This is a genomic window from Butyrivibrio sp. NATIVEDY162 (assembly GCF_045999815.1).
Lineage (GTDB): Bacteria > Bacillota > Clostridia > Lachnospirales > Lachnospiraceae > Butyrivibrio.
The window spans coordinates 2437606-2460773 of record NZ_CP172573.1; the positions used below are offsets into that span (position 1 = coordinate 2437606).

At 37.9% G+C, this 23168-nt stretch carries 19 protein-coding genes; all 19 read left to right on the forward strand.

All coding sequences use genetic code 11. The features are described 5' to 3' along the window. Positions 1-55 precede the first annotated feature (55 nt). The 19 genes from ACHCNF_RS10555 (at position 56) to ACHCNF_RS10645 (ending at position 23168) form a co-directional block, all read left to right on the forward strand. Entirely contained in the window at positions 56-3184 is a 3129-nt protein-coding gene (locus ACHCNF_RS10555; RefSeq protein WP_408069762.1) for a tetratricopeptide repeat protein, read from the forward strand. 136 nt (positions 3185-3320) lie between these two features. Next, positions 3321-5339: a 1,4-alpha-glucan branching protein GlgB gene (glgB, locus tag ACHCNF_RS10560; RefSeq protein ID WP_408069763.1), complete on the forward strand. Its 2019-nt coding sequence runs from the start codon at positions 3321-3323 to the stop codon at positions 5337-5339. 104 nt (positions 5340-5443) lie between these two features. After that, positions 5444-8593 (forward strand): DUF6240 domain-containing protein, encoded by a 3150-nt coding sequence (locus tag ACHCNF_RS10565; RefSeq protein ID WP_408069764.1) that lies wholly within the window; start codon positions 5444-5446, stop codon positions 8591-8593. An 18-nt stretch (positions 8594-8611) separates the two neighbouring features. Continuing rightward, entirely contained in the window at positions 8612-10270 is a 1659-nt protein-coding gene (locus ACHCNF_RS10570) for a flagellin N-terminal helical domain-containing protein (RefSeq protein ID WP_408069765.1), read from the forward strand. 48 nt (positions 10271-10318) lie between these two features. Beyond that, entirely contained in the window at positions 10319-10795 is a 477-nt protein-coding gene (gene fliS, locus ACHCNF_RS10575) for a flagellar export chaperone FliS (RefSeq protein WP_408069766.1), read from the forward strand. A gap of 351 nt (positions 10796-11146) precedes the next feature. Continuing rightward, on the forward strand, positions 11147-11578 hold the full coding sequence (locus tag ACHCNF_RS10580; protein ID WP_408069767.1) for a prepilin peptidase: 432 nt from the start codon (positions 11147-11149) through the stop codon (positions 11576-11578). 18 nt (positions 11579-11596) lie between these two features. Next, on the forward strand, positions 11597-12547 hold the full coding sequence (locus ACHCNF_RS10585; RefSeq protein WP_408069768.1) for a P-loop NTPase family protein: 951 nt from the start codon (positions 11597-11599) through the stop codon (positions 12545-12547). Further along, entirely contained in the window at positions 12544-13785 is a 1242-nt protein-coding gene (locus ACHCNF_RS10590) for a TadA family conjugal transfer-associated ATPase (protein WP_408069769.1), read from the forward strand. The genes ACHCNF_RS10585 and ACHCNF_RS10590 overlap by 4 nt, the downstream gene beginning before the upstream one ends. Then, entirely contained in the window at positions 13721-14485 is a 765-nt protein-coding gene (locus ACHCNF_RS10595; protein ID WP_408069770.1) for a type II secretion system F family protein, read from the forward strand. Before ACHCNF_RS10590 ends, ACHCNF_RS10595 begins: the two co-directional genes overlap by 65 nt. A gap of 13 nt (positions 14486-14498) precedes the next feature. Beyond that, the gene (locus tag ACHCNF_RS10600; RefSeq protein WP_408069771.1) at positions 14499-15983 is read left to right on the forward strand and encodes an immunoglobulin-like domain-containing protein; all 1485 of its coding nucleotides are present in this window, start codon (positions 14499-14501) and stop codon (positions 15981-15983) included. A 145-nt stretch (positions 15984-16128) separates the two neighbouring features. Further along, a complete protein-coding gene (locus tag ACHCNF_RS10605) occupies positions 16129-16281 on the forward strand; it encodes a Flp1 family type IVb pilin (RefSeq protein WP_408072227.1) in 153 nt (50 codons plus the stop codon). After that, complete coding sequence (locus tag ACHCNF_RS10610) at positions 16226-17704, forward strand: DUF5702 domain-containing protein (RefSeq protein WP_408069772.1); 1479 nt, start codon at positions 16226-16228, stop codon at positions 17702-17704. The genes ACHCNF_RS10605 and ACHCNF_RS10610 overlap by 56 nt, the downstream gene beginning before the upstream one ends. Positions 17705-17775: 71 nt before the next feature. Continuing rightward, entirely contained in the window at positions 17776-18657 is an 882-nt protein-coding gene (locus ACHCNF_RS10615) for a hypothetical protein (RefSeq protein WP_408069773.1), read from the forward strand. A gap of 18 nt (positions 18658-18675) precedes the next feature. Further along, positions 18676-19149: a prepilin peptidase gene (locus ACHCNF_RS10620; RefSeq protein WP_408069774.1), complete on the forward strand. Its 474-nt coding sequence runs from the start codon at positions 18676-18678 to the stop codon at positions 19147-19149. Next, positions 19136-19618 (forward strand): hypothetical protein, encoded by a 483-nt coding sequence (locus ACHCNF_RS10625; protein ID WP_408069775.1) that lies wholly within the window; start codon positions 19136-19138, stop codon positions 19616-19618. The genes ACHCNF_RS10620 and ACHCNF_RS10625 overlap by 14 nt, the downstream gene beginning before the upstream one ends. 3 nt (positions 19619-19621) lie before the next feature. Then, positions 19622-20980 carry a DUF6382 domain-containing protein gene (locus ACHCNF_RS10630; RefSeq protein WP_408069776.1) on the forward strand — a complete coding sequence of 453 codons (1359 nt, stop codon included), beginning with the start codon at positions 19622-19624 and terminating at the stop codon, positions 20978-20980. 63 nt (positions 20981-21043) lie between these two features. After that, positions 21044-22045 carry an SCP2 sterol-binding domain-containing protein gene (locus ACHCNF_RS10635; RefSeq protein WP_408069777.1) on the forward strand — a complete coding sequence of 334 codons (1002 nt, stop codon included), beginning with the start codon at positions 21044-21046 and terminating at the stop codon, positions 22043-22045. A gap of 2 nt (positions 22046-22047) precedes the next feature. Beyond that, entirely contained in the window at positions 22048-22764 is a 717-nt protein-coding gene (locus tag ACHCNF_RS10640; RefSeq protein WP_408069778.1) for a rhomboid family intramembrane serine protease, read from the forward strand. Next, positions 22761-23168 (forward strand): HIT family protein, encoded by a 408-nt coding sequence (locus ACHCNF_RS10645; protein ID WP_408069779.1) that lies wholly within the window; start codon positions 22761-22763, stop codon positions 23166-23168. The genes ACHCNF_RS10640 and ACHCNF_RS10645 overlap by 4 nt, the downstream gene beginning before the upstream one ends.

The following is a 23168-nucleotide window of genomic DNA, read 5'->3' on the forward strand; positions in this document are numbered from 1 at the left end:
TGCTATGCTAAAATTTCACTAGATGTAGTATGAAAAAGTTTTAGAGGACAATATTTTGGATAAAACAGAATATAAAATTCGGGCAGAAGAGATAAAATCGCTGATAAGAGCACAGCGCTTTGCAGAAGCAGTAAGAATAGCCGACACAATTGACTGGAAGAGGGTTAAGAGTGTCGGTATGCTTTGTGCCATCAGTGATCTATATAAAGTAAACAGAAGATTGGAGGAGAGTAGAGATATTTTGCTGCTGGCTTATGACAGAAGTCCTACCCGCAGAGAAATAGTATACTCTCTTTGTGAGCTTGCCATCGCCATGGGAGAATTTGTACAGGCGGTAGAGTATTACAAAGAATTTGTGAGATTAGCTCCCAGAAACACGGCAAGATATATTCTTCAGTATAAGCTCTATGAGGCACAGGATGTCAGTCTTGAAGAGCGTATTGCTGTGCTTGAAGAGTATAAAAAACATGATTATAACGAGAAATGGGCTTATGAACTGGCTTACCTATATCACAGAGTGGGACTTACTACAGAGTGTATAGAGGAATGCGATGAGCTCTTTCTTTACATGAGAGAGGGCAGATATGTCATAAAAGCCCTGGAACTTAAGGCTCTTCATGAGCCGCTTTCTGCAGAACAGAAGGCTGTTTATGCAAAGTACAAGGCAGAGATAAGTGGCAATCTGTATGCTCCTGAGCCTGAGAATGAGGTTCCGGGAAAAGACGAAGCTCTCACTACAAAAGCACCGACAAGAGAGCTTCCGGTAATTACAGATGAACAGCTTGCTGAACAGAATAATTATCAGACTGATAACAATTACGAGCAGGCCGCACAAGGCATGACATATGGTGCTCCAATTTATGAAAATCCTGCGAATGAAGCTTATGTTAATGAAGCTCCTGTCCAGGAGCCTGCGATGCAGGAAACATATCCGGAGGAAGCACCTGACTCGTACTTTGTTCCTACAATAAATGTTGATACTTACAATACAGTTGATTTACAAAAAGAGATAGCTGAGAATCTGAAGGAGGTACTTACAAATAGTCCTGAAGCAGCGCTTTTTGCAGATGCGCATGGACCTCAGGTTGTAAAAGAGGGCGACGAGACAGAGAATACTGATGCAGGTGATATGTTTGACACTACCGAGGACATAACAGGGCCTTCTATGTCGGAGCTTTTTTATGAGGATAAGAAGGAGGATATTCCTCAGGAAGAATCATCAATGGATGAATCCCGGATTGAAGAATCTCATAGTGGAGATTCAAAGATTGAAGAACCACAGATTGACAATACTCACGCAGATGATGCACAAATCAATAATATTCCGGCAGACAATGAAGATAATCTGTTTGAAACAAAAATTTGGAAATCTGATTCCTTAAAAGAAACAGGAATAAGTCGGGAGGAAGCTCCTTTGCCTGATAAAACTCCTATATCACAGGAATTAGAAGACAAAGAGATTGCAGCAAATATTGCCGCATCCACCATGAATGACCACACTATGTATAAGGGCGTTGTTTTCATGGATGAACCTTTGCAGGATGAGGTTCCCGGAGCAGTCATAAGACCTAACGTAAGATATCAGATAAATAGTCATTTTGATAAAATGCTTTCACAGGAAAAGGACGGACAGATTAGCATAGCAATAGATGATGCTAAGCAGGTTGAACGTCAGATTACCGGGCAGATAAGCATCAGTGAGTTTATGAATGACTGGGAAAATTATAAGAAGACCCAGCAGGAGAAACAGCTTAAGAATGTTAAAAAGCTGATGGCTTCTGAAACAGGCGAATTGTTCAAGGATTTTGATGAGAATCTTAAGGACGCACTCTTAGAAGCTGCTTATAATGAAAAGCCCAAAGAAAAAGACACACAGGAAAAATCTTTTGATGAGATTACGGAAGAACCCGCTTCAAATGAGTCAGAAACGGAACTTTCTAATGACGCAGAAGGATCAAAAGAGATAAAAACAGTGGACGATCTCCAGAATACTACTTCGTTTGTACAGATTACCGGAGAAGATTTGGAAGAAGCAAAGACAGAGGAAGAAGCTCCTGTAGAAGAGGAAGATAATGATAAGTCTGCTGCGGAAATGGATCTTGGAGAAACAACTGAGATCAAATCAGAAGAAGTAGGACTCGAAGCAGCAACAGCTTTAGGCTTAAAAGAAATAAAGATGAATGAATCTGCTACAGAAGAGCAGCCGGAATCTGAGGAAGACAAAGAAGATAAAGAGTCTGATGAAATAAAAGAGTCGGAAACGGTAGAGTCAGAAGATATAGAGGAAAAAGAAGAAGCTGTTGATATTGCAGAGCTTTCTGCAAAAAAAGAGACAGAAGAAATCAATAAGTCTGAAAAGCAAACTGAAATAAAGAAAGATGATAAGGCAACCGACCTGGAGGATGAGACTGAGGATGCCGGTCTTGAGCAGAGAGTCAGAGTAATGACTCCTGAAGAGAAGGGACTTTTTGGACCTTATATTCATTATAAGAAGTCTAGAAAACAGATAATCAGAGCTATTGATAATCTGAGTATGGCTGCGTATACCAATAATGCCATCGTTACAGGAGAGGAGGGAGCAGGAACAGTCAACCTTGCAAAGGGATTAATAAAGGCAGTTCAGGCGACAGACTCCAATTTCTCAGGAAAAGTTGCAATGATTACCGCCATGAAGCTTAATAAGAGCTCTGTAAGCTCCATTCTTGATAAGATAGTTAACGGAGCTTTGATCATCCGAAGAGCTGCAGACCTTAAGGAGGATACAGTAAAGACACTCCTTAAACAGCTTCAAAATGAAAACAAGGGATACATAGTAGTCATCGAGGATACTAAGGATGATATAGACAGGTTGCTCGATAAATATCCCGATCTTAATAAATGCTTTAATGTTCGCGTAGATATAGAGGCACTTGATGATGATTCGCTTGTTGCTTATGCGGAGCAATATGCTCTTGAAAAGGAACATGTTATAGATAATTTGGGAATACTTGCGCTTCATCAGAAGATTTCCGAGAGACAGACTTTGGATCACGAGGTTACTGTATCTGAGGTCAAGGAAATGGTTGACGATGCAATATACTACGCTGACAAACATTCAATCGGACATTATTTTGATGTACTTTTGAGGAAAAGATTTGATAATGAGGATATGATTATTCTTCGTGAGAAAGACTTTCTTCACTGATTTAAAAAAGTGAATTATCAAATGTAAAATGGAAAACAAAAACCTATGACTTCTTGAACGCTAAGATGAAAAAGCGTTCAAGAATCTATGCTATAATAAGAATACTTTCAAAATTTTTTCTAAAAGGGGATAATATATGGGTCAGACAGTTTTTATTTCAGACGCGGATGAGTACTTGTTCGGACAGGGCACTCATTATGACATTTATAAAAAATTAGGAGCACATGTTTCTGAGGAAAATGGCGTAAAGGGTATGTTTTTTGCTGTCTGGGCGCCTAATGCGGCTGCAGTTCATGTAATCGGTTCTTTCAATGGTTGGGATGAGGACATGTATCCAATGGAGAGAATCGGAAATATGGGGATATATAAGCTTTTTATTCCCGGTGTAGGAACAGGAGAACTGTACAAATATCTTATATATACACAGGATGGAAGAAAACTTTATAAAGCAGATCCATATGCAAATTATGCGGAATTAAGACCCGGCAATGCTTCCAGAACCACAGATCTTTCAAGATTCAAGTGGAGTGACAGCAAGTGGTATGAGAATAAAAAGGGTAAAGACTTAAATAAGCAGCCTATTGCTATATATGAGTGTCACATCGGATCGTGGATGAAACATCCTGATGGAACAGAGGATGGATTTTACAGCTATAGAGAATTTGCAGACAGAATTGTGGAATACCTGAAGGAAATGAAATACACTCACATTGAGTTAATAGGTATAGCTGAGCACCCTTTTGATGGATCATGGGGATATCAGGTGACAGGTTATTATGCTCCAACTTCACGCTATGGAGAACCTACGGATTTCATGTATCTTATAAATCAGCTCCATAAGAATAACATAGGAGTAATACTTGACTGGGTTCCCGCACATTTCTGTCCTGATGAATTCGGACTCGGATGCTTTGACGGAACATGCATTTATGAAGATCCCGATCCAAGAAAAGGCGAGCATCCCGATTGGGGAACCAAGATATTTAATCTTGCAAAGAATGAAGTTAAGAACTTTCTTATAGCCAATGCGCTTTTCTGGATTAAGGAATTCCATATTGATGGTCTCAGAGTTGATGCCGTTGCTTCCATGCTTTATCTGGACTATGGAAAGAGAGACGGTCAGTGGGTTCCTAACAAGGATGGCGGCAATAAGAACTACGAAGCCATAGAATTTTTCAAGCATCTTAACAGTGTAATCAGAGGAACATATCCGGATGTCATGATGATAGCTGAGGAATCTACTGCATGGCCTAAGATAACAGCGCCGGTAGAAGATGATGGCTTGAACTTTAGCTTTAAATGGAATATGGGATGGATGCATGATTTTTGTGAATACATGAAGCTTGACCCATATTTCAGAAAAGGTGCTCATCACATGATGACCTTTGCCATGAGCTACAACAATGCGGAGAACTATATACTTCCTTTGTCACATGATGAGGTTGTGCATCTTAAGTGCTCAATGGTTGAGAAAATGCCAGGGTACAAGGTTGATAAATATGCAAACCTCCGTGCAGGATATACCTTTATGTTTGGGCATAGCGGAAAGAAACTTCTCTTTATGGGACAGGATTTTGGTCAGGAAAGAGAGTGGAGTGAAAAAAGAGAGCTTGACTGGTATCTTCTTCAGGAAGATTTAAACAGAGGACTTAAGGACTATGTTCGTGATCTACTTCAGATTTACAGAAAATATCCTGCTCTATATGAAGTAGATAATGACTGGGGTGGATTTGAGTGGATAAACGCAGACGACTCAGATCACAGCATTTATAGTTTCTACAGAAGAGCAGCTAACGGAAAAGATAATATACTATTTGTGATTAACTTTACACCTATGGAAGTTCAGAACTATAAGGTTGGCGTTCCGTTTGCAGGGACATACAAGCATATACTTGACAGCGCTGATAAGAAATATGCCGGATGCGGAACAGGCATTCCGGATAGTATAAAGGCTGAACCGGGATTGTGCGATTATAAGGATTACAGTATTACAATGACTCTTCCTCCGTATGGAGCTGAAGTTTTTGTATTCCAGAATCCGTCAGCAAAGGCTGAAGTTAAAAAGGAAGAAACAGCCGAAGATACAACTAAGAATGTTAATAAAAAATCAGCAATAAAGCCGCATAAGAAAGCATCAGCTAAAAAGACAAAATAAACCGACATAAAGATTTATAAAAAAATAACCGAAATAAAAGGTGATAAACATAACTAATGTTTGTCACCTTTATTTTTTACTTTTTATGATATTCGGAGATACATATGGTCATGAACTTTCAGGCAATAAACGGAAGGGAATCCGATGTTGAAACAACAAGAAAGGGCATGGATGCAGTACAAGTACATAATTATACCGGGAATAAAGGTATAAGCCTAAATAGTCAGCTCTCAGCAACATTTATGGAAGGGCTTAATAATGAGGCTTATCAGAACGGTGGAAAAACGAAAAACGATATTATGGCACAGGCAAAGAATACTGATGCAGCTTTGCGTCATAATTATATGTCCATTATGGCTAATAATATGTCTACAGAGGATTTTGCAAAGGCAGCAGCTGATGGTTTCGACTTTTCTGAGATGAATCCTGAGGAAACAGTTACCATATTGGATAAAATAAAGGCAACTCTCGCTATGTCCGGCACTAAGATAATAGGATATACGGATGAGATTTCTATGGACAAGCTCTCTTCCATAACTGGAAGTGTAGGGATTGCCAATGATATTATTACTTCGCTTCATGAAAACGATATCCCGGTAACAGATGAAAATGTTGAAGAAGTAATGACAGCCGTTAGGCAAATGTCAGAGATTACTGACATTAGTGACGGTGCGGTCAAATACATGACGCTTAATAAGCTGCAGCCTACTATGGACAATATTTACATAGCTGAGCATGCTACAAACGGACAAGACAGAAGTGGCGGGAGCTTTATTGCTTTGGAAACAGACGGCTATTATGCGCCAAAGGCAGAAAGCCTTAACTGGGAATCATTAAAGGATCAGGCGGAAAAAATAATAAAAGAGGCTGATTTTGATCCTGCAGATAAAACTGCAATGGAAAATGCAAAGTGGATGATAGAGGATGCAATTCCTTTTACAGTTGAGAATTTTAAGAAAGTAATGGAACTAAAGGGATTATCTTTTCCTATGAAAGTTCAGGACATTGTTAACTCGGCTGTTACTTCGATTTCAAATAAAAATTCCGGAGTGTCGGGAATCACAAATCTTAACGAAAATAATCTTGAAAAAGCAATAGATATTGCAAATAAGGTTGAGCAATTAAGCTATAAGTCCATTGACAGAGTAATAGAAGAATCTAAGGAAATAAATATTGAAAACTTGGATAAAGCTCAAAAAGAAATTGATGCTTTAGCAGGTGAAAAAGAGAAAAAGACGCCTGTCCCGGATATTATGGAGTCTGACACCACACCTGATGCAGCTATAACCGGTTCAAAGAATGTTGAAAAAAACAGACAGATACTTATAGCAAGAAAGCAACTCGAAGAAGTCAGACTATCAATGACAGTGTCTGCAAATCTTCGCCTTATAGATAAGGGCTTTGATCTTGAGATAAAGCCCATAAGTGATGTGATAGAGGCATTAAAAAATGAAATAGATAATCTTAGTAAGAGCTTATTTAATGAAGTTAATCCTGAAAAATACATGCTCTTTGAAGAGACCTCCAGAAAAGTTTCCGAGATAAAAACATTTCCGGCAGCCTTTATTGGAAGACTTAACAATGTTAATGATACGGATTTTGATAATATCTATGAAGCTGGAAACAATCTTAAGCAGAAATATGAGAAAGCCGGATATACCTATGAATCAGTTGGAACTGAGGTTAGAAAGGACCTTGGGGATAATATAAAGAAGGCATTCAGAAATCTGGATGAGCTTATAAAAAATGCAGGAGCAGAAGTAAACGAACAAAACAGAAGAGCTGCAAGAATACTTGGATATAACCGAATGGAAATATCGGAGGAGAACATAGAGCGTGTCAGAACTGCAGATGAGAAGCTCATTAATGTTGTTAATAAGCTTAAGCCGGGTGCAGTTCTTAGCATGATACGCGACGGGCATAATCCACTTAAAATGACATTGGAGGAACTTGGAAGTGAACTGTCCAGACAGGATAAGGATTCATCCAAGAGGGAAGAAAAGTATTCGAAGTTCCTTTATAAACTTGAAAAGAATGCCGAAATAACACCTGAGGAAAGAGAATCGTATATAGGTATTTACAGGCTTTTCCATACATTGAAGATGACAGATAATGCAGCAATAGGCTCAGTTCTTGACATGGGAGCCGAGATGACAATAGAAAATCTTCTTCTTGCAACAAGAACAGCAAAAGCAGGCAAAAAGGGAATGAATTACAGGATAGATGATGATTTTGGAGGAATAGAAAGGACAAGGTCTGAATCAAATTCCATATCATTACAGATAGAGACAGCATTTGCCTATTATAGTGAAAAAGCAGATATAGTATATAACAATCTTGAGCCTGAAAAACTACATGATGCTAAGGCTAACGAGGATATGCTTTTGGATCAGTTGGCAGATAAACTGGAAGAAGCAGAGGAATCGGAAGAAGGTAATAAGACAGAAAGAAATTATAATAATGAGAGGGCTGAGAATGTCAGAAGAATAGCAACTTCTAATATTTCCGGAACAGCAACGGAAGAGCTTTTAAGACTTGGAATTGAAGCAAATGTAGAGAATGTTCAGGCATATTTGAATCTGAAGGCCGGAAGAAAAGGTCGTGTGGGATCAATTTGGGATTATGCTGAAAAAATGGCTGGCATAGCTTTTAAAGAAACCAGGCAGAAAATGCTGGAGGACTTAATTGAAGAAGAGGATTATGAAAGCGCATATGAGGAAAAACTTTCTGAGCTTTCATTACAGCTCGAGGAAATGCTGAACTATGAGGCAGATACATACATAGATGTCAGATCAATTCATCTCATGCAAAAACAGCTCTCTGTAGCTTCGAATCTGGCAAGACAAAATAGCTTTGAAATTCCGGTAGAAGTGGATGGAAGAGTAGTATCTATGCACGTAACTTTAAGAGAGAATCAGAAAGAGGGCAAAAAAGTAGAAGCAGAACTTGAGACAGAGTACTACGGACATATATCTATGGCGATGGCAATAGATGATGGAGTAGTAAAAGGAGCCTTTGCTGCGACTTATCCAAATTCCGGTGATTTGTCTGATTATATGCAACAGGTAAAGAAAAATTTTATAAACGGGATAAAAGAAAGTGAGCCAACACTGGAAGTAAACAGTAAAGATATAGGTATCTTCTACCGCAGGCAGGAGGCTGGATCAGCGGTAGCAGGAACGGAAAACGGAGATTTCGAAAATCGCACATTGCTAAGGATGGCAGAGATTTTTGTACAATCAATATCGGCATAAAAAGGATCGGAGGTCATCATGCAGGTAAACTATAATATTTCAGCAATGATAGCGAATAATTCACTTGTTGCTAATGACAACAAGCTTGCGGAATCAATTGAAAGACTATCAAGCGGCCTGAAAATTGCAAATGCGAAGGACAACCCTTCAGGACTTGCAATATCCAGAAGAATGAATGCCCAGATAAAAAGCCTGGGTGTTGCTAAGGGCAATTCAGGAGATGCAATTTCAGTAATTCAGACTGCTGACGGAACACTCAACGAAGTTCATGACATCTTGCAGAGAATGAGTGAGCTCGCAATTCAGGCTGCAAACGGAACGAACAGTGAGACGGATCTTGGTATTATCCAGAGTGAAATAGCACAGCTCAAGGATGAAATTTCAAGAATATCAGAGGCTACACAGTTTAACGGACAGACTTTGTTAGACGGATCCTTTGACTTTAGAGGATATGCGACAATAGATGATGAAACAGAGCCGGACATCACAATAAATAGCTATAGCGATTTCATAGATGGAGGTAAGTACTATATTGAAGGGCTTTACTGTGAATATGACGAAGCATCCGGTAAGGTAACACTTTTAGACGAGAGCGGATATAAGGCAGACACTGTAAAAATAAATGTTACTAGAATTACGATGGCACAGGGCAGAGAAAAAGAAGTTAATTATATGTTCGAAGCCAATGTATCTGTGGATGGTGATCTTATCAAGATAGCAACAAGAGATGGTAAAGAGATAGAGATAAAAGCAAATAAGAATCTTGAAGGCGAAAGAATAGACATGGAACTTACACGAAAAGGGGCCATGACTATGCAGGTTGGCGCAAACGAGGGCCAGACACTTGATATAAGGATCCCTAAGGTTACTCTTACTAATCTTGGAATTGAATATACAGACGTAAGCAGAACCTATAAAGATGATCTGATAGATGCGGTAAATTACATAAATAATAACGAATACCTCACATACACGGAGAAGGATGCAATAATCAGCACCACGTATTATAACAATGCGGAAGAACGAATCGACTACACTATAGGACTTGATGGTGTAGATCATTACTTTATAAATGTTGAAGAAGCAAGAACTATTGCAGAGGCCAGAAGAAAAAGTAATGAAAATATCAAGGAACTGAATACCAAAAAGGAAGCAGAGGAAACTACTGTAAAGACCAGAGCTCAGAGACAAAGAGATATTATTAATGGTGCGCCGGGTATGTTAGATCCTACTCTGCCGAATACAATAGCAGGGGTTGATGCTTGGGAAAACGATCAGCTTACCTCAATAAATGATAGATATAACGAGTATATAGCAGCAGAGGAGCAAAATTATACAGATATACTTGAAAGAGTCGAAAAAGCTGCTGATAAGAGGATTAAAATCGCACCGCATACCGGTGCGGACCAGGCGATAGAAGATATAGGAAATGCCTTACAGAAAATTTCCGACATTCGAAGCAGACTAGGTGCTTATCAGAACAGGCTTGATCATACAGTAAGTAACTTAAGTATAACCAATGAAAATATGACGGCAGCTTACTCTAGAATTATGGACGTCGATATGGCTGAAGAAATGACTGTTTATTCAACTCAGCAGGTACTATCTCAGGCAGGAACCAGCATGCTTGCACAGGCTAATGAAAGACCTCAGCAGGTTTTGCAGCTACTTCAGTAATGCTATTGGTGGGTACAATTTGTTTAAACAGGAATGAGGGATACATATATGACGCAGGATAAGATTCAAGCGTATACACGTCGAATTACTATGGCAAACAAGACGCAGATGATAACCATACTGTATGAGATGGTTCTTGATTATATTGATGAAGCTGAAAAAGAACTCGAGAATACCGGTAAAAAGGGCTTTTCCGAAGGTTTATCAAGAGCAATGAACTGCATTGATGAGCTTATACATTCGCTTAATTTAGAGTATGAACTGGCCAAAAATCTTTTGTCATTATATCTGTTTGAGAAAAGGCAGCTTCTTATAGCAACTGCAAAGAGTAGTACAGATGAACTGGCTCATGTGAAATCTACATTTAAGGCTCTGCATGCGGCTTATCTGCAACTTGAAAAGTTAAATAATGATGGAGCACTTATGTTAAATGTACCTAAAGTATATGCAGGACTGACATATGGGAAGGGCAGGTTAGAAGAGAGCATTACAGGTAATATACGATCCAGAGGATATATGGTATAAAAATTTAATAAAAACTTAATAATTAAAAATTAAAAATTTTTTCTTCTTATATTAATAAAACTGCCGAATCGGTTCATTTTTATGTGACCGGTTCGGCTATTTTTGTGAGCGGATATAGAAAACTAAGAAAGTCTTAAGAAAAAATTCGAAACAAAAAAACATGGCATATAGTGGGCTTGTACATTCAAAAGTCTTTTGCTATTATCGTCACCGTCGCTCAGGAATGGAGCGCAACTATACAGAGTATCTTTGATATGCCGGCGGCAGCAGTCGCTGATCCCTGTTACGCTCTCTTTTGCGTTCGCAAGATAACGCCGGCATATTGCCACATCTCTATGAAAGGAAAAACATATGTCCATTACATTCTTATATTGCCTGACCGCAGGTTCAGCAATTACAGATATATTGAAAAATAAAATTTTTAACACCTGGCTGATATTTGGCAGTCTGACAGGACTTGTTCTTAACTTAGCTAATGGGAATAAAAACGAATCTGTCAAAGAATTGATGATTAAGGCGATGATAACCCTGGCAATACTGCTGCCGGTTTATATGATCAAAGGAATCGGGGGAGGAGATTTGAAACTATTTATGGTTATGTCATTATTTCTTCCGATTGGCGAACATATAGGATGCATAATAATGGCTTTTATAATCGGAGCGCTAATGGGAATTATAAAGATAATAGCAAAAAGGAATATACATCAGACAATACACTTTGCACTGCCAATGTTTGTCAGTATATTGCTTCTTACAGGAAATAACGCATTGAACTGTATGTGAATATGAGGAAAAAGGATAATGAGCAACATTTTGATAATATGTGATAACGATAAAAACTACTGCAAAAAACTTGATAGCTACATTAGAGCAAATTTGAGTATACCTTTTGAAATATATGGGATAACAGAAGTAGAAAGGCTTCAAAGCTTCAAAGAAAAAGGTAAAAATATATTACTACTAATTTCACAAGCTATATTTGAGAGTACGAACCTCCTCGGATTTGAGCATATACTCGTTCTTCGCGAAAAGGAAAGATCCTTAGAGGAAGAAGAGGCAGATTATGGAAATAAGGAAGCTGATATCAGATATACGGATAAATATCAAAAAAGTGAGAGAATCACGGATAACATTTTAAGTATGTGTCTTGATATTCCGGGTATTGTTGTTAAGGGAAAACGTACAGATAAAGGAAAGCGAATGAAGGTGACAGGCTTCTACACACCTACACGTAATAGTGATCAGACTAAGGGAGCAATAGCTTATACAAAAAATCTGTCATCAAAAGAAAGAACTTTATATCTTAACACGGATCCTTTATGTATTCATAAGATTATCAGAAATGAGACATACGAGGAAAATATCATCGATCTTATGTATTTCGCAGAATGCTCAGAGGAAAAGTTTGGGATATATCTAAAAAGAATAGTTAAGCATGATGATGGAATGTCCTTTGTGCCGGCTTCAAATTCTATATGTCAGAGTAGAATGATTACTGCTAAAGAATATGGAAGGCTGATAGAGCAAATAGACGCTACAGGAGATTATGACAATCTGGTCATTGATATATCAGAAGGAGTTTGTGATTTATTTGAAATTATCAATCTCTGCGATGATTTATTTATGCTTTTGGAAGATGATTATGATGCACACTTGAGAACAGAACTTTTCTTGAATGAACTAAAAAGAGATGACAATTTTGATATGAATAAACTTCATAGGGTCAGCAGAATTGGGGGACCTGAGCTTTGAAACATGAAGATCTGAAAATAGAAATACGAGAGAGAATTCTTGATGGCATGGATTTTACCAAGGATGTGGATGATGAAGAAATGCTTGAGAGAATAGATAGAGGAATACTAGAAGGGTGTAAAAATGAAAGTATGTCCCTGGAAGAAAAAGTAAAACTTCGCAAGGAACTGTTCTATTCTATAAGAAAGCTCGATGTTCTGCAGCTGTTGGTGGATGACCCGGAGGTTACGGAAATAATGGTAAACGGGACAGATCATATATTTGTTGAAAAGAATGGAAGACTATTCAGACACGAAATGAGATTTGAGTCTTCAGCAAAGCTTGAGGATGTAATTCAGCAGATTGTAAGTAAGTGTAACAGAGTAGTCAATGAAGCATCGCCGATAGTTGATGCAAGATTGGAAAATGGATCGCGTGTAAATGTCGTACTTGCACCTGTTGCGCTAAACGGACCTATTCTGACTATCAGAAGATTTCCCGACAATCCTATAACTATAGATAAACTGATTAGTATAGGTTCAATTGAGGAGCATCTGGCTTGCTTTTTGCAGACACTTGTTAAGGCCGGGTACAACATTTTTATATCCGGAGGAACCGGATCCGGAAAAACCACTTTTTTAAATGCTTTATCGGACAGTATTCCTGCTGATGAAAGAGTGATTACCATAGAGGATAACGCTGAATTGCAGATAAGGCATGTCCCAAACATTGTCAGGATGGAGACAAGAAATGCAAATGTTGAAGGCTGTAAGGAAATATCCATAAGAGACCTGATCAAATCATCACTAAGAATGAGGCCTGACAGAATAGTGGTTGGTGAGGTAAGAGGTGACGAGTGTGTTGATATGCTACAGGCTATGAATACAGGACACATATCAATGTCAACAGGTCATGCAAACAGTGCAAAGGACATGTTATCAAGGCTTGAAACCATGTTCCTTATGGGAATGGATATACCGCTATCAGCCGTAAGAGGGCAGATAGCTTCGGGAATAGATATTATAGTACAGCTCGGAAGACTTAGGGATAAATCAAGGAAGGTCCTTGAAGTTTGTGAGCTGACAGGAAGGATAAATGAAATGACAGGCGAAATTGAAATACGTACATTATACAAATTTAATGAGACAGATACGGACAAATCCGGAAAAATAATCGGAGAATGGAGGTGCGAGAATGAACTCGAAAATATATCAAAGCTGGAAGCAGCGGGTCTTAGATCTGCATGTTACAGCATTTGATATTCCGCTGATTGCAAGAAACATTCTTATTCTCTTTATTATCGGCAAGCTCTTCTATGGCAGCTTTATTGCATCGATTCTGATGTTTCCACTGTCAATCCCATGGTTTGTAATTCAAAAAGAAAAGAAGCAGAAGAAAGATAATCATGATCTTGGAATTCAATTCAAGGACGCCATGATGTCCGTTCTTGCTGCCCAAAAAGCAGGATATTCTATAGAAAATTCTTTTTCTGAAGCGATACATGACATGCGTATATTATATGGAAAAGGAGCAGCTATATGTAAAGAGCTTTTGAGAATTGAACAGGGTATCCGGAACAATGTGACCATTGAAGCCATGATAAGAGAACTTGGAAAAAGAAGTAAAAATAAGGATATTGAAGAATTTGCAGGAGTTTTTGCCGTGGCAAAACGAAGCGGTGGAAACATGACTGACACTATAGAGAGGTGCATCGATGTCATAGGAAAGAGAATGGAAGTTGAAAATGAAATAGATGTACTTATTGCAGCAAAACGAATGGAGGCACAGATCATGGAGGCAGTACCATTTGGAATTATGACATATGTGGGAATAACTAATCCCGGATTCTTTGAGCCTTTGTATGGAAATGTAGTCGGTATAACAATAATGACAATGTGTTTTATTGTATATGTCGCTGCCTATATTATCATGCAAAAGATAATCGACATAGAAATATAAAAGAGGAATCAATATGAAATATTTATATGTAATGTATATGGTAATTCCGCTATACATAATGCTACTGATGTTTTTGTCGGCAGATGAAGATATACCGGAGGATGGAAATGAAAAGCCTTCGGGAATAGAAAAAATGTTCAGAAAAACTGCTTCATATCTATACAAAAGATTCTTAAAGAAAAATAGATTTTTCTTAAAATCACCATCCAGAAGGCATGTCAAAGATAATTTGATAAGGCTTAATCCAGAGGAAGATATAAATAATGCCGTTTCGATATATTACATAAAAAAGATAAGCACAATGCTGGTTGTGATATTTATGGGCTCGCTTTTAGCAATACTTGCCGGATATTCTGCAGGCCGAGATCCCGGCATGAACAATCAGGGTGAAATACTAAGAGGTGGATATGATCAGGGTGAAAAGCAGATCAGACTGCGTGCATCTTCTGAAGATGGTGAAAATCTTGGCGACTTTTTATTAAACATAAGTGAGATCGAATATACAAAGGAAGAAGCCCAAAGGCTGTATAAACAGTTGCTGGATAGTCTGTCCACTACTATTTGCGGAGAAAACACAGATTTAAAGCATGTTAAGGAAAACCTGTATTTACCGGATAAGGTCAAAGGATATCCATTTGAAATATCGTGGAAGTCAGACAACATTGATGTGCTTAAGTCCGATGGAAAAACAGAAAATGATGATATTTCCTTTAAAGAGGATAAGGTCATGCTGACTGCGAATATCAAATACAAAGAATTTGAGTGGGAACATGTATTTGAGGTAACTGTACTTCCAAAGGATTTTACACAAGATGAAGTTATTTACCGGAAGATATCAAAAAGAATTACTGAAGCTGAGGAGAATTCTAAAACAAAGGACAGATTTTTGCTGCCTTCCGAGACGGATGGAATAAATCTTTTATGGCAGGAAAAGTACGAAGACAACAGTATTGTGATTTTGATCATTTCAATAATCGCGGCTATTTCCATATTTGCGCTTGGGGATAAAGACTTAAATAAAAAAGTTGAAGACAGAAGAAGAGGGCTAATACTGGAATACCCGGCATTTGTATCCAGACTTGTTTTGTACATGGGTAGCGGAATGTCGGTAAGAGCCATCTTAATGAGGTTTTCAGGAGAATACAAAATACAGCTGAAGGAAGGCGGAAAAAGCAGTTTTTTATATGAGGAAATCACAAAAAGCTGCAGAGAACTTGAGAGCGGAGTACCAGAGCTTAATGTATATGAGCACCTTGGGATACGATGCGGCTGCCAACAATATGCAAGACTTGTGACATTGCTTGCGCAGAATCTTAAAAAAGGAAATTCTGAAATGCTAAAACTCCTTCGGGAGGAATCAGACAAAGCAACCTTAGAGCGAATGTCATATGCAAGAAAGCTTGGTGAAGAAGCGGGAACAAAACTACTTGTACCCATGATAATGATGCTACTTATAGTCATGGTTGTGATCATGGTACCTGCATATCTCTCATTTTAGAAGAAGGTAATCACCCAAAGGGTGTTACTTATATAAATCATTATAAGGAGGAAAAATGAAGAAACTAATGTTAAAAAGTGCATCCATCGCGGTTGCACGAACCAGAGATCTGGCATTTTGTGCCGGAAAAAAGTTGAAGGAACTTATGGATGACGAATCAGGAATGGGAACGGTTGAAATCATACTTATCATCGTTGTTTTGATTGGCCTTGTCATAGTTTTCAAAAAGGAGATAGACGGACTTGTCACCGAAATCTTTAAAACAATTAACAGTGATGCAGCAAAAGTTACAGGCTGATGCCTATATGACCGTGTATTTGTCACTCGTACTGACTGTTATTCTGTCACTTATTCTTGCGCTCTTTCAGGGTGCAAGAATCGGTGCAGTCAAGATGAAATCAGAGCTGGCCGTAGATATAGCTATGAACTCGGTACTCGGAGAGTATAACAGAGAGCTTTTTGACAAGTATGGATTGCTCTTTATAGATACAGCTTATGGGACAAATACAGGGTCTGTAATAAAAACAAGAGAACACCTTGAAGAGTATTTTTCTAAGAATTTTGAAACGACAACAATCGGAAAAGTGACAGGAAGTACCACACTAATGCCTGCCAGGTTAAATGAGGTAGGCATTACAGGATATTCTTTTGCTTCAGACGGCAAAGGCTCGGTTTTACGAAGACAAATACTTAAGTATATGGAAGCTGATCCTGTAGAGGCTGCATTAGGAAGCATTCAGGACAATGTGGAGGAGCTGAAAAAATCAGGTTTTGATGAGTCTAACGTGGAAAAGGACGCAAGTAATAATGAAAACGAGATTTCGAAGCCACACTTAGCTGATACAGATGGAGATGGTGAAAATGAAACATATTATGCGGACAATCCGGCAGGCCAGGTAACGGCACAGAAAAGTATAGGAATACTTCCACTTGCGGCGCCTGATCTGGATAGTATTTCATCAGCAGCAGTGGATTTATCAGGTTGTGCGTCAAAACGTCAATTAAATATAGGAACAGGGTTGGATGAGAGTGAAGACACTGGAATCGGTCCAACGTTACTGTTTGAAAAATATTTGCATGAAAAATGCGGCTCATACGGAAATGAGAATGATGATTCGAAGCTTAAATACGAGCTTGAGTATATTTATGCAGGAAAAGACAATGACTATGCCAATCTGGAGAAGGTTGTGGAAAAACTGTTTCTTTGGAAGGAGGCAGCGAATTTTGCATACATAATGACAGATGAAGCAAAAATGGCAGAGGCCCAGGCGCTTGCGCTCACTGCATCAGTACTTCTTACTCTTCCGGAGCTAGAGGAAGTTATTAAGATGTCAATAATCTTTGCCTGGACATTTGCTGAAACAATATCAGATCTCAGGATACTACTTAGTGGTGGAAAGGTCCCCATTATTAAAACTGTAGATAGTTGGAATCTTTCAATCGAAAATATGCTTGAATTCAGAGATCATCTAAAGAACGGAGGAGGTACCGGACTTAGTTATGAAGACTATCTGAACATGCTGGTTTTTATGGAAAACAAAGATAAAAAGACAAAGAGATTAATGGACATTATTGAGATGAATATTAGAAAGACCGAAGGAAACCAAGGATTTCGGATAGATAACTGTATAGATATCTTGAATGTTCAGTTTGATATTACCGGTGCATATAGCAAAAGAATAGAAATAGAGCGTACCTATGGTTACGAAATGTTTGAATAACATAGAAGTAACCAGCGATGACCTTTTTCAGAAATATAAATTCGAAAAAATAAAAAAGGAAAAATAAAAAAATGGAAAAAAGTTCGGTGAACTCTAAATTAAATCATATTTCAAAGGACAACATGCTTCTTCGGGCATATAGAAAAAGGTCGTCGCTGGCTGCTTCTGTGACAGTTGAGGCTTCGATAGTGCTACCCATATTCTTATTCTTCTTTATAAATCTTTTATGTATCTTTGACATCCTAACACTCCAATGCGACTTGGAAGCAGCCCTGCATCAGACAGGCAGCCAGATAATGATAAGCAAAGCTGCAACAAAGTCATTCTTAGGATATGGAGATGGTGGAAGTATAGAGGATATTGCATCAGGGGCAGTTAATGCTGCTACCGCCGGCAGAATGGTTAAGAATTATCTTGGGGAGGAGCGCTTAAACAAAAGCCCTGTCTGTGATGGTGCTTCAGGCCTTAGTTTTACACAAACATTATTCGGATCTGATGCGGATACCATAGATATTGTCGCGACATATAAAGTACATCCGCTATTTGGAATAGCAGCCTTCAAAAAATTTAAACTTGAAGGCAGATTCTACGGACACGCTTTTACAGGATATGACGTAAGAGTAAACCCGCCTCCGGAAGAGGATGATGCAGATGAACTTGTATACATAACAGAGCATGGAACTGCATATCACAAGAGTCTTGACTGCTCTCACCTTAAGCTATCCGTAAAGAGCGTCTTAAAGAGCGAAGTTTCATCAAAAAGAAATAAGGACAGAGGAAAATATTATCCTTGCGAGTACTGCGGAAAAAGAGCAGCGACTACAGTTTATATAACCAATTACGGTAACAAGTATCACAGTGACAGAAATTGTAGTGGTATTAAAAGAACAATAAAAACAGTACGGATTTCCGAGGCAGCAGGCAGGAGCCCCTGCAGTGAATGTGCGTATTGATTTAGGAAATGAGGAAAAATGGAACTGCTAAATATAATAGATAAGAATATAGGAATGAATAACTTATTTAATCTGATCACAATATCAGTGCTGCTTCTTGCATCTTTTGCAGATATTAAGAATAAAAAGATATCGATTACTTTTCCTTTTATTCAGCTGATTATTTCACTTATTTACAGACTATACCAGATAAATTACTCAAGAAATGACATCTACGAGTTTCTTATGTCGTTTATACCCGGAATTATACTTATAGTTATATGCCTGGTCTCAGGTAACAGTCTCGGTATCGGGGATGGACTTATGGTCCTGGCACTGGGACCACTACTTGGCATGACAGACATGCTCGTTGTTTTACTGGCAGCCTTTACATTTTCAGCGATAGTTGGAGCAGCTCTATTAGTGACGCGAAAAGTGAACGGAAAAAGCACGTTGGCATTCATTCCTTTTTTGACTGCAGGTATGGGGGTATTGCGTTTTGTATTCACATGATAGAACAGGGCTTGGGGCATATATGACAGTTGAAGCAGCTCTTGTGATACCTTCAGCAATCTTTGGAATCGTTTTGATAGTGTATATGTCTTTTTTGGTTTATGGAAGATGTATTTTGTCACAGGACGTATATATTCTTGGATTTAGAGCGGCTTTGTTCTATGAAAACCAGGGATACGCTTCTTTGACCGAGTATGTTGTGGACCATGCCCAAGAAAAAACAGGAGAAAAATATTTTGGCAGTACTGACCCGGAAATAATAGCAAAGCAAAGCGGGAAAGAAATTACTATACAAGGAAAAATAACAACAAATCATGGAGCACTTTACTCATATTTTTCCGGCATTCCTGGACTTTGGGAATCAGAAGCAAAGGCCGGCTTAAAACTACGAAATAATGCCAAAACAGTCAGACGTATAAAAAGAGGTATGGATATTGCAGGAAAACATTTAAAAAAGGAAAGGGAATGATAAATGGACATACAGTATTTTAAGGATGCAAAACATAATTACATAATAATGCAGACCAAGCAGGATGAAGAGAACATTTTTCAGTATAAAATGCTTGAAAACAATCAGATAAATGGTCTTCTTCCTTTTACCTTAAGGAATATGGATGAGTGTTATTATCTCTATTTTGAAATTGACAAAAAGCAAAGTATAAAAAACAGATATTGCAGGAAAAAAATGACCTATGAAGCAATTGTGCATTTTTTTGAAGATTATATTCGGGCATCAAAAAGCCTTGGTGATTATTTACTTGATCCATGTCATATAGTTCTATCTCCTGAAGCTATTTTTGAAGAGCTATCCACCGGCAATTTTTCATTTATATATGATCCCGGATACGAAGCACTGGAGAATCAATCCTTCCTGGAAAATCTGATGGAATATGCAGATATGGAGGATGAGAAAGGTTCAAAGCTTATATATAAGCTACTGGATTCATTATATGATGGCAGTGAACTTGATATTTCTTTTGTAGAAAATGTTCTTGAAGAAGAGAAAAATGAAGGTGAAAAAGAAAGATTTGTAATAGAAGAAGTTACTTTAAACAAAAATGAGTATTTAAAAAAGTTTGAAGAGGACAGTGAGGAAGAAGATTACGAAGACAAGAAAGTAAATGAAAAGAAAATTGGAATAAAAAGTCCGATCGGAGTAAATCTTTTAATGGCCATACTTTTTGCTTTGGTTTCAGGGGCGCTGGTATATTTAAGATATGCATATGTATTGACTTATGAAGAGAATCTCCTTGATATTGCTGTATTTATGGTATCGACTATGATGTCTCTTACGTGTTTTGTAATGCAGGTACGGAAGAACAATAAAGCCTTTATAAGATCAAAGAGTAAGGAACTTGATGAAGACGATCAAAGTAAAGAGTTATCTTTTGAAGAGCCTATAGAAGTTAACAGCTTATATAGAGGTAAAAAAGAAAAACTTGAGAAGGCAGCAGTTAAGAAAACTGAAAGAACGGATTATTCGGAAGATGAAGAGGAAACTGTGCTTTTGACAATGGACTTTGGAAACAGAGGGCATAAATTGTATGCGATGGATGGATCCAATCAGAGCAATATAGATTTGGGAATACTTCCAATTGTAATAGGAAAGCTTTCATCCTGCTCGGATATTGTTGTAAATGACAGGAGTGTTTCTAGAATGCATGCGAAAATATATAAGCCGGAGGCAGATGGTAATACCGTATGGATTCAGGATTTAAATTCAACAAACGGAACATATATAAATGGAAAGCGACTCATGCCTAATGAAGAAGTGCCGCTTGAGGAAAATGATGAGATTTCATTCGGAAAATGTGTGTATGCATTCCGCTAAATTGTTAGAGAATTATGATATAATAAGCTTTAGTTTGAGTTAATTTCGTATGGAGAATTCGGTATGAAAATCAATATATACTATGGCGGAAGAGGGATTATTGACGATCCCACACTTATAGTCCTTTCCAGAATGACAGAAGTATTCAAAGAGCTGAATGTTCAGGTCGAACAGTTTAATCTCTTCGAGCAGAAAAATGGAATCACAGCCCTTCCGGGTACATTGAAAAATGCAGACGGAATTATATTGGCATCAACCGTTGAGTGGTTTGGTGTTGGGGGATATATGCATCAATTTTTGGATGCATGCTGGCTATATGGTGATAAAGAAAAACTTGCAGGCTTGTATATGGCACCTATAGTAATGTCAACGACGCATGGTGAGCGTGAAGGCATGATGGAGCTTTCTTCGGCATGGGAGATTTTAGGTGGAATTCCCCTTGATGGAATATGTGGCTATATTGCAGATACATCTACTTTTGAGCGGAATGAAAGTTACCAGAATCTTATAGAAAAAAAGGCTGAGAATATTTATAGGAATATGAATCAGAAGATGGAATCCCTTCCTACCAGCAATCAGGCTGTAAAGAACAGGGTTTCCATAACTAAGATAACAGATCTTACCCCTCAGGAGACAGAACAGCTTTCACGTTATATTTCCAACGAAGAGTATGTTCAGAAGCAAAAAGAAGATATTCAGGAATTGAGCAGCATTTTCAGGGATAAGATGGATAAGGATCATGCTGCGGAGCATGCAGAAGATTATGTGAGCAAATTAAAAAATTGCTTCAAACCGGTAGCAGGAATTCATGCGGTATATCAAATTTCACTTCTTGATCAGGTAAAAGATAAAGACATCATGGTCAAAATAGATAATCAAAATATTGAGTGCAAACTTGGAGAAGCTGCTCAGTGTAGTGTTCATGTTTCGATGAATACTACAATAATGGAACAGATAGTCGCTGGAAGATTGACATTCCAGAGAGCTTTCATGGAAGGAAATCTCAAAATGAAGGGGGATTTCAAACTACTTAGAACTATGGATCAGTTGTTTGAATTTAAGTAAAAGTGAGTGATTTTGATATAAAAAACGAAGAAGAAAATAAGCATACACAAGACGAAACAGTTGATGACTCTGAAAAATATGAGGCTGATATAACCGAAGCATTTTGGAATAGGCAGCTGGGCATAATGAGAGCTTCATATATAAATTCTGCAATAATCATTATGAATATTGTTATTTTTATATATAGTATGATAGCCGGTGAGTCATTCATAAATATGTTTGATCATAGAAGTGAATTAATTATTCTCGGTTCAGAGATGTATCGATTAATTACTTCAATGTTTTTGCATGCGGATTTGGAACATCTTTTCAGTAATATGCTCATATTGTTTTTTGTGGGAGCAAATGTGGAACATGATGTTGGGCATATAGCATATTTATTTCTTTATTTTTTATCAGGAATAATTGGTAACTTGTCCAGTATGGTCTATGATTATGTCTCGGGAGACTATATTCCTTCTATAGGTGCAAGTGGTGCTGTGTTTGGGATAATAGGTGCTGTTGCTGTAATAGTATTATTTGGTAGAAATAGAATAAGGAAAGGTTCGAATCTAATATTCAGACTTGGTCTTATGATAGCACTATCGATATATAGCGGATTTACAGCAGGCAACATAGATAATGCAGCTCATATAGGCGGACTTCTTGGAGGAATTGTAATAACACTACTTATTACTGTAATTGGACGAAAAAAATATACTATGGAGGAATGGCTATGAAAGACTCAAATTGTATTTTTTGTAAACTTGCAAACGGGGAAATACCGACTAACTCAATTTATGAAGATGACAGATTTAATGTAATTTTGGACAATGGACCGGCAACCAGAGGACACTGTCTGATTTTGCCTAAGGATCATTATTCCGATCTTTTTGAATTGCCTGATGATACTGCAGCAGAAGCGATGAAACTTGCTAAAAAACTTGCGACCACACTAAAGACAAAACTTTCGGCAGATGGCATAAATCTGGTACAGAATAATGGAGCTGCAGCAGGACAAACTGTGCATCATTTCCACCTTCATATTATTCCCAGATATGAAAATGACGGACAGCATATACTATGGAATCCGACGGAACCTTCTGCAGAAGAATTAAAAGAACTCTGTGACAAATTAAAATGA

Excerpts from the sequence above, each read along its gene's own strand:
- glgB (WP_408069763.1), top strand. The coding sequence starts at position 3,321 with ATGGGTCAGACAGTTTTTATTTCAGACGCGGATGAGTACTTGTTCGGA.
- ACHCNF_RS10565 (WP_408069764.1), top strand. The coding sequence starts at position 5,444 with ATGGTCATGAACTTTCAGGCAATAAACGGAAGGGAATCCGATGTTGAA.
- ACHCNF_RS10570 (WP_408069765.1), top strand. The coding sequence starts at position 8,612 with ATGCAGGTAAACTATAATATTTCAGCAATGATAGCGAATAATTCACTT.
- fliS (WP_408069766.1), top strand. The coding sequence starts at position 10,319 with ATGACGCAGGATAAGATTCAAGCGTATACACGTCGAATTACTATGGCA.
- ACHCNF_RS10580 (WP_408069767.1), top strand. The coding sequence starts at position 11,147 with ATGTCCATTACATTCTTATATTGCCTGACCGCAGGTTCAGCAATTACA.
- ACHCNF_RS10585 (WP_408069768.1), top strand. The coding sequence starts at position 11,597 with ATGAGCAACATTTTGATAATATGTGATAACGATAAAAACTACTGCAAA.
- ACHCNF_RS10595 (WP_408069770.1), top strand. The coding sequence starts at position 13,721 with ATGAACTCGAAAATATATCAAAGCTGGAAGCAGCGGGTCTTAGATCTG.
- ACHCNF_RS10600 (WP_408069771.1), top strand. The coding sequence starts at position 14,499 with ATGAAATATTTATATGTAATGTATATGGTAATTCCGCTATACATAATG.
- ACHCNF_RS10605 (WP_408072227.1), top strand. The coding sequence starts at position 16,129 with ATGGATGACGAATCAGGAATGGGAACGGTTGAAATCATACTTATCATC.
- ACHCNF_RS10615 (WP_408069773.1), top strand. The coding sequence starts at position 17,776 with ATGGAAAAAAGTTCGGTGAACTCTAAATTAAATCATATTTCAAAGGAC.
- ACHCNF_RS10620 (WP_408069774.1), top strand. The coding sequence starts at position 18,676 with ATGGAACTGCTAAATATAATAGATAAGAATATAGGAATGAATAACTTA.
- ACHCNF_RS10630 (WP_408069776.1), top strand. The coding sequence starts at position 19,622 with ATGGACATACAGTATTTTAAGGATGCAAAACATAATTACATAATAATG.
- ACHCNF_RS10635 (WP_408069777.1), top strand. The coding sequence starts at position 21,044 with ATGAAAATCAATATATACTATGGCGGAAGAGGGATTATTGACGATCCC.
- ACHCNF_RS10645 (WP_408069779.1), top strand. The coding sequence starts at position 22,761 with ATGAAAGACTCAAATTGTATTTTTTGTAAACTTGCAAACGGGGAAATA.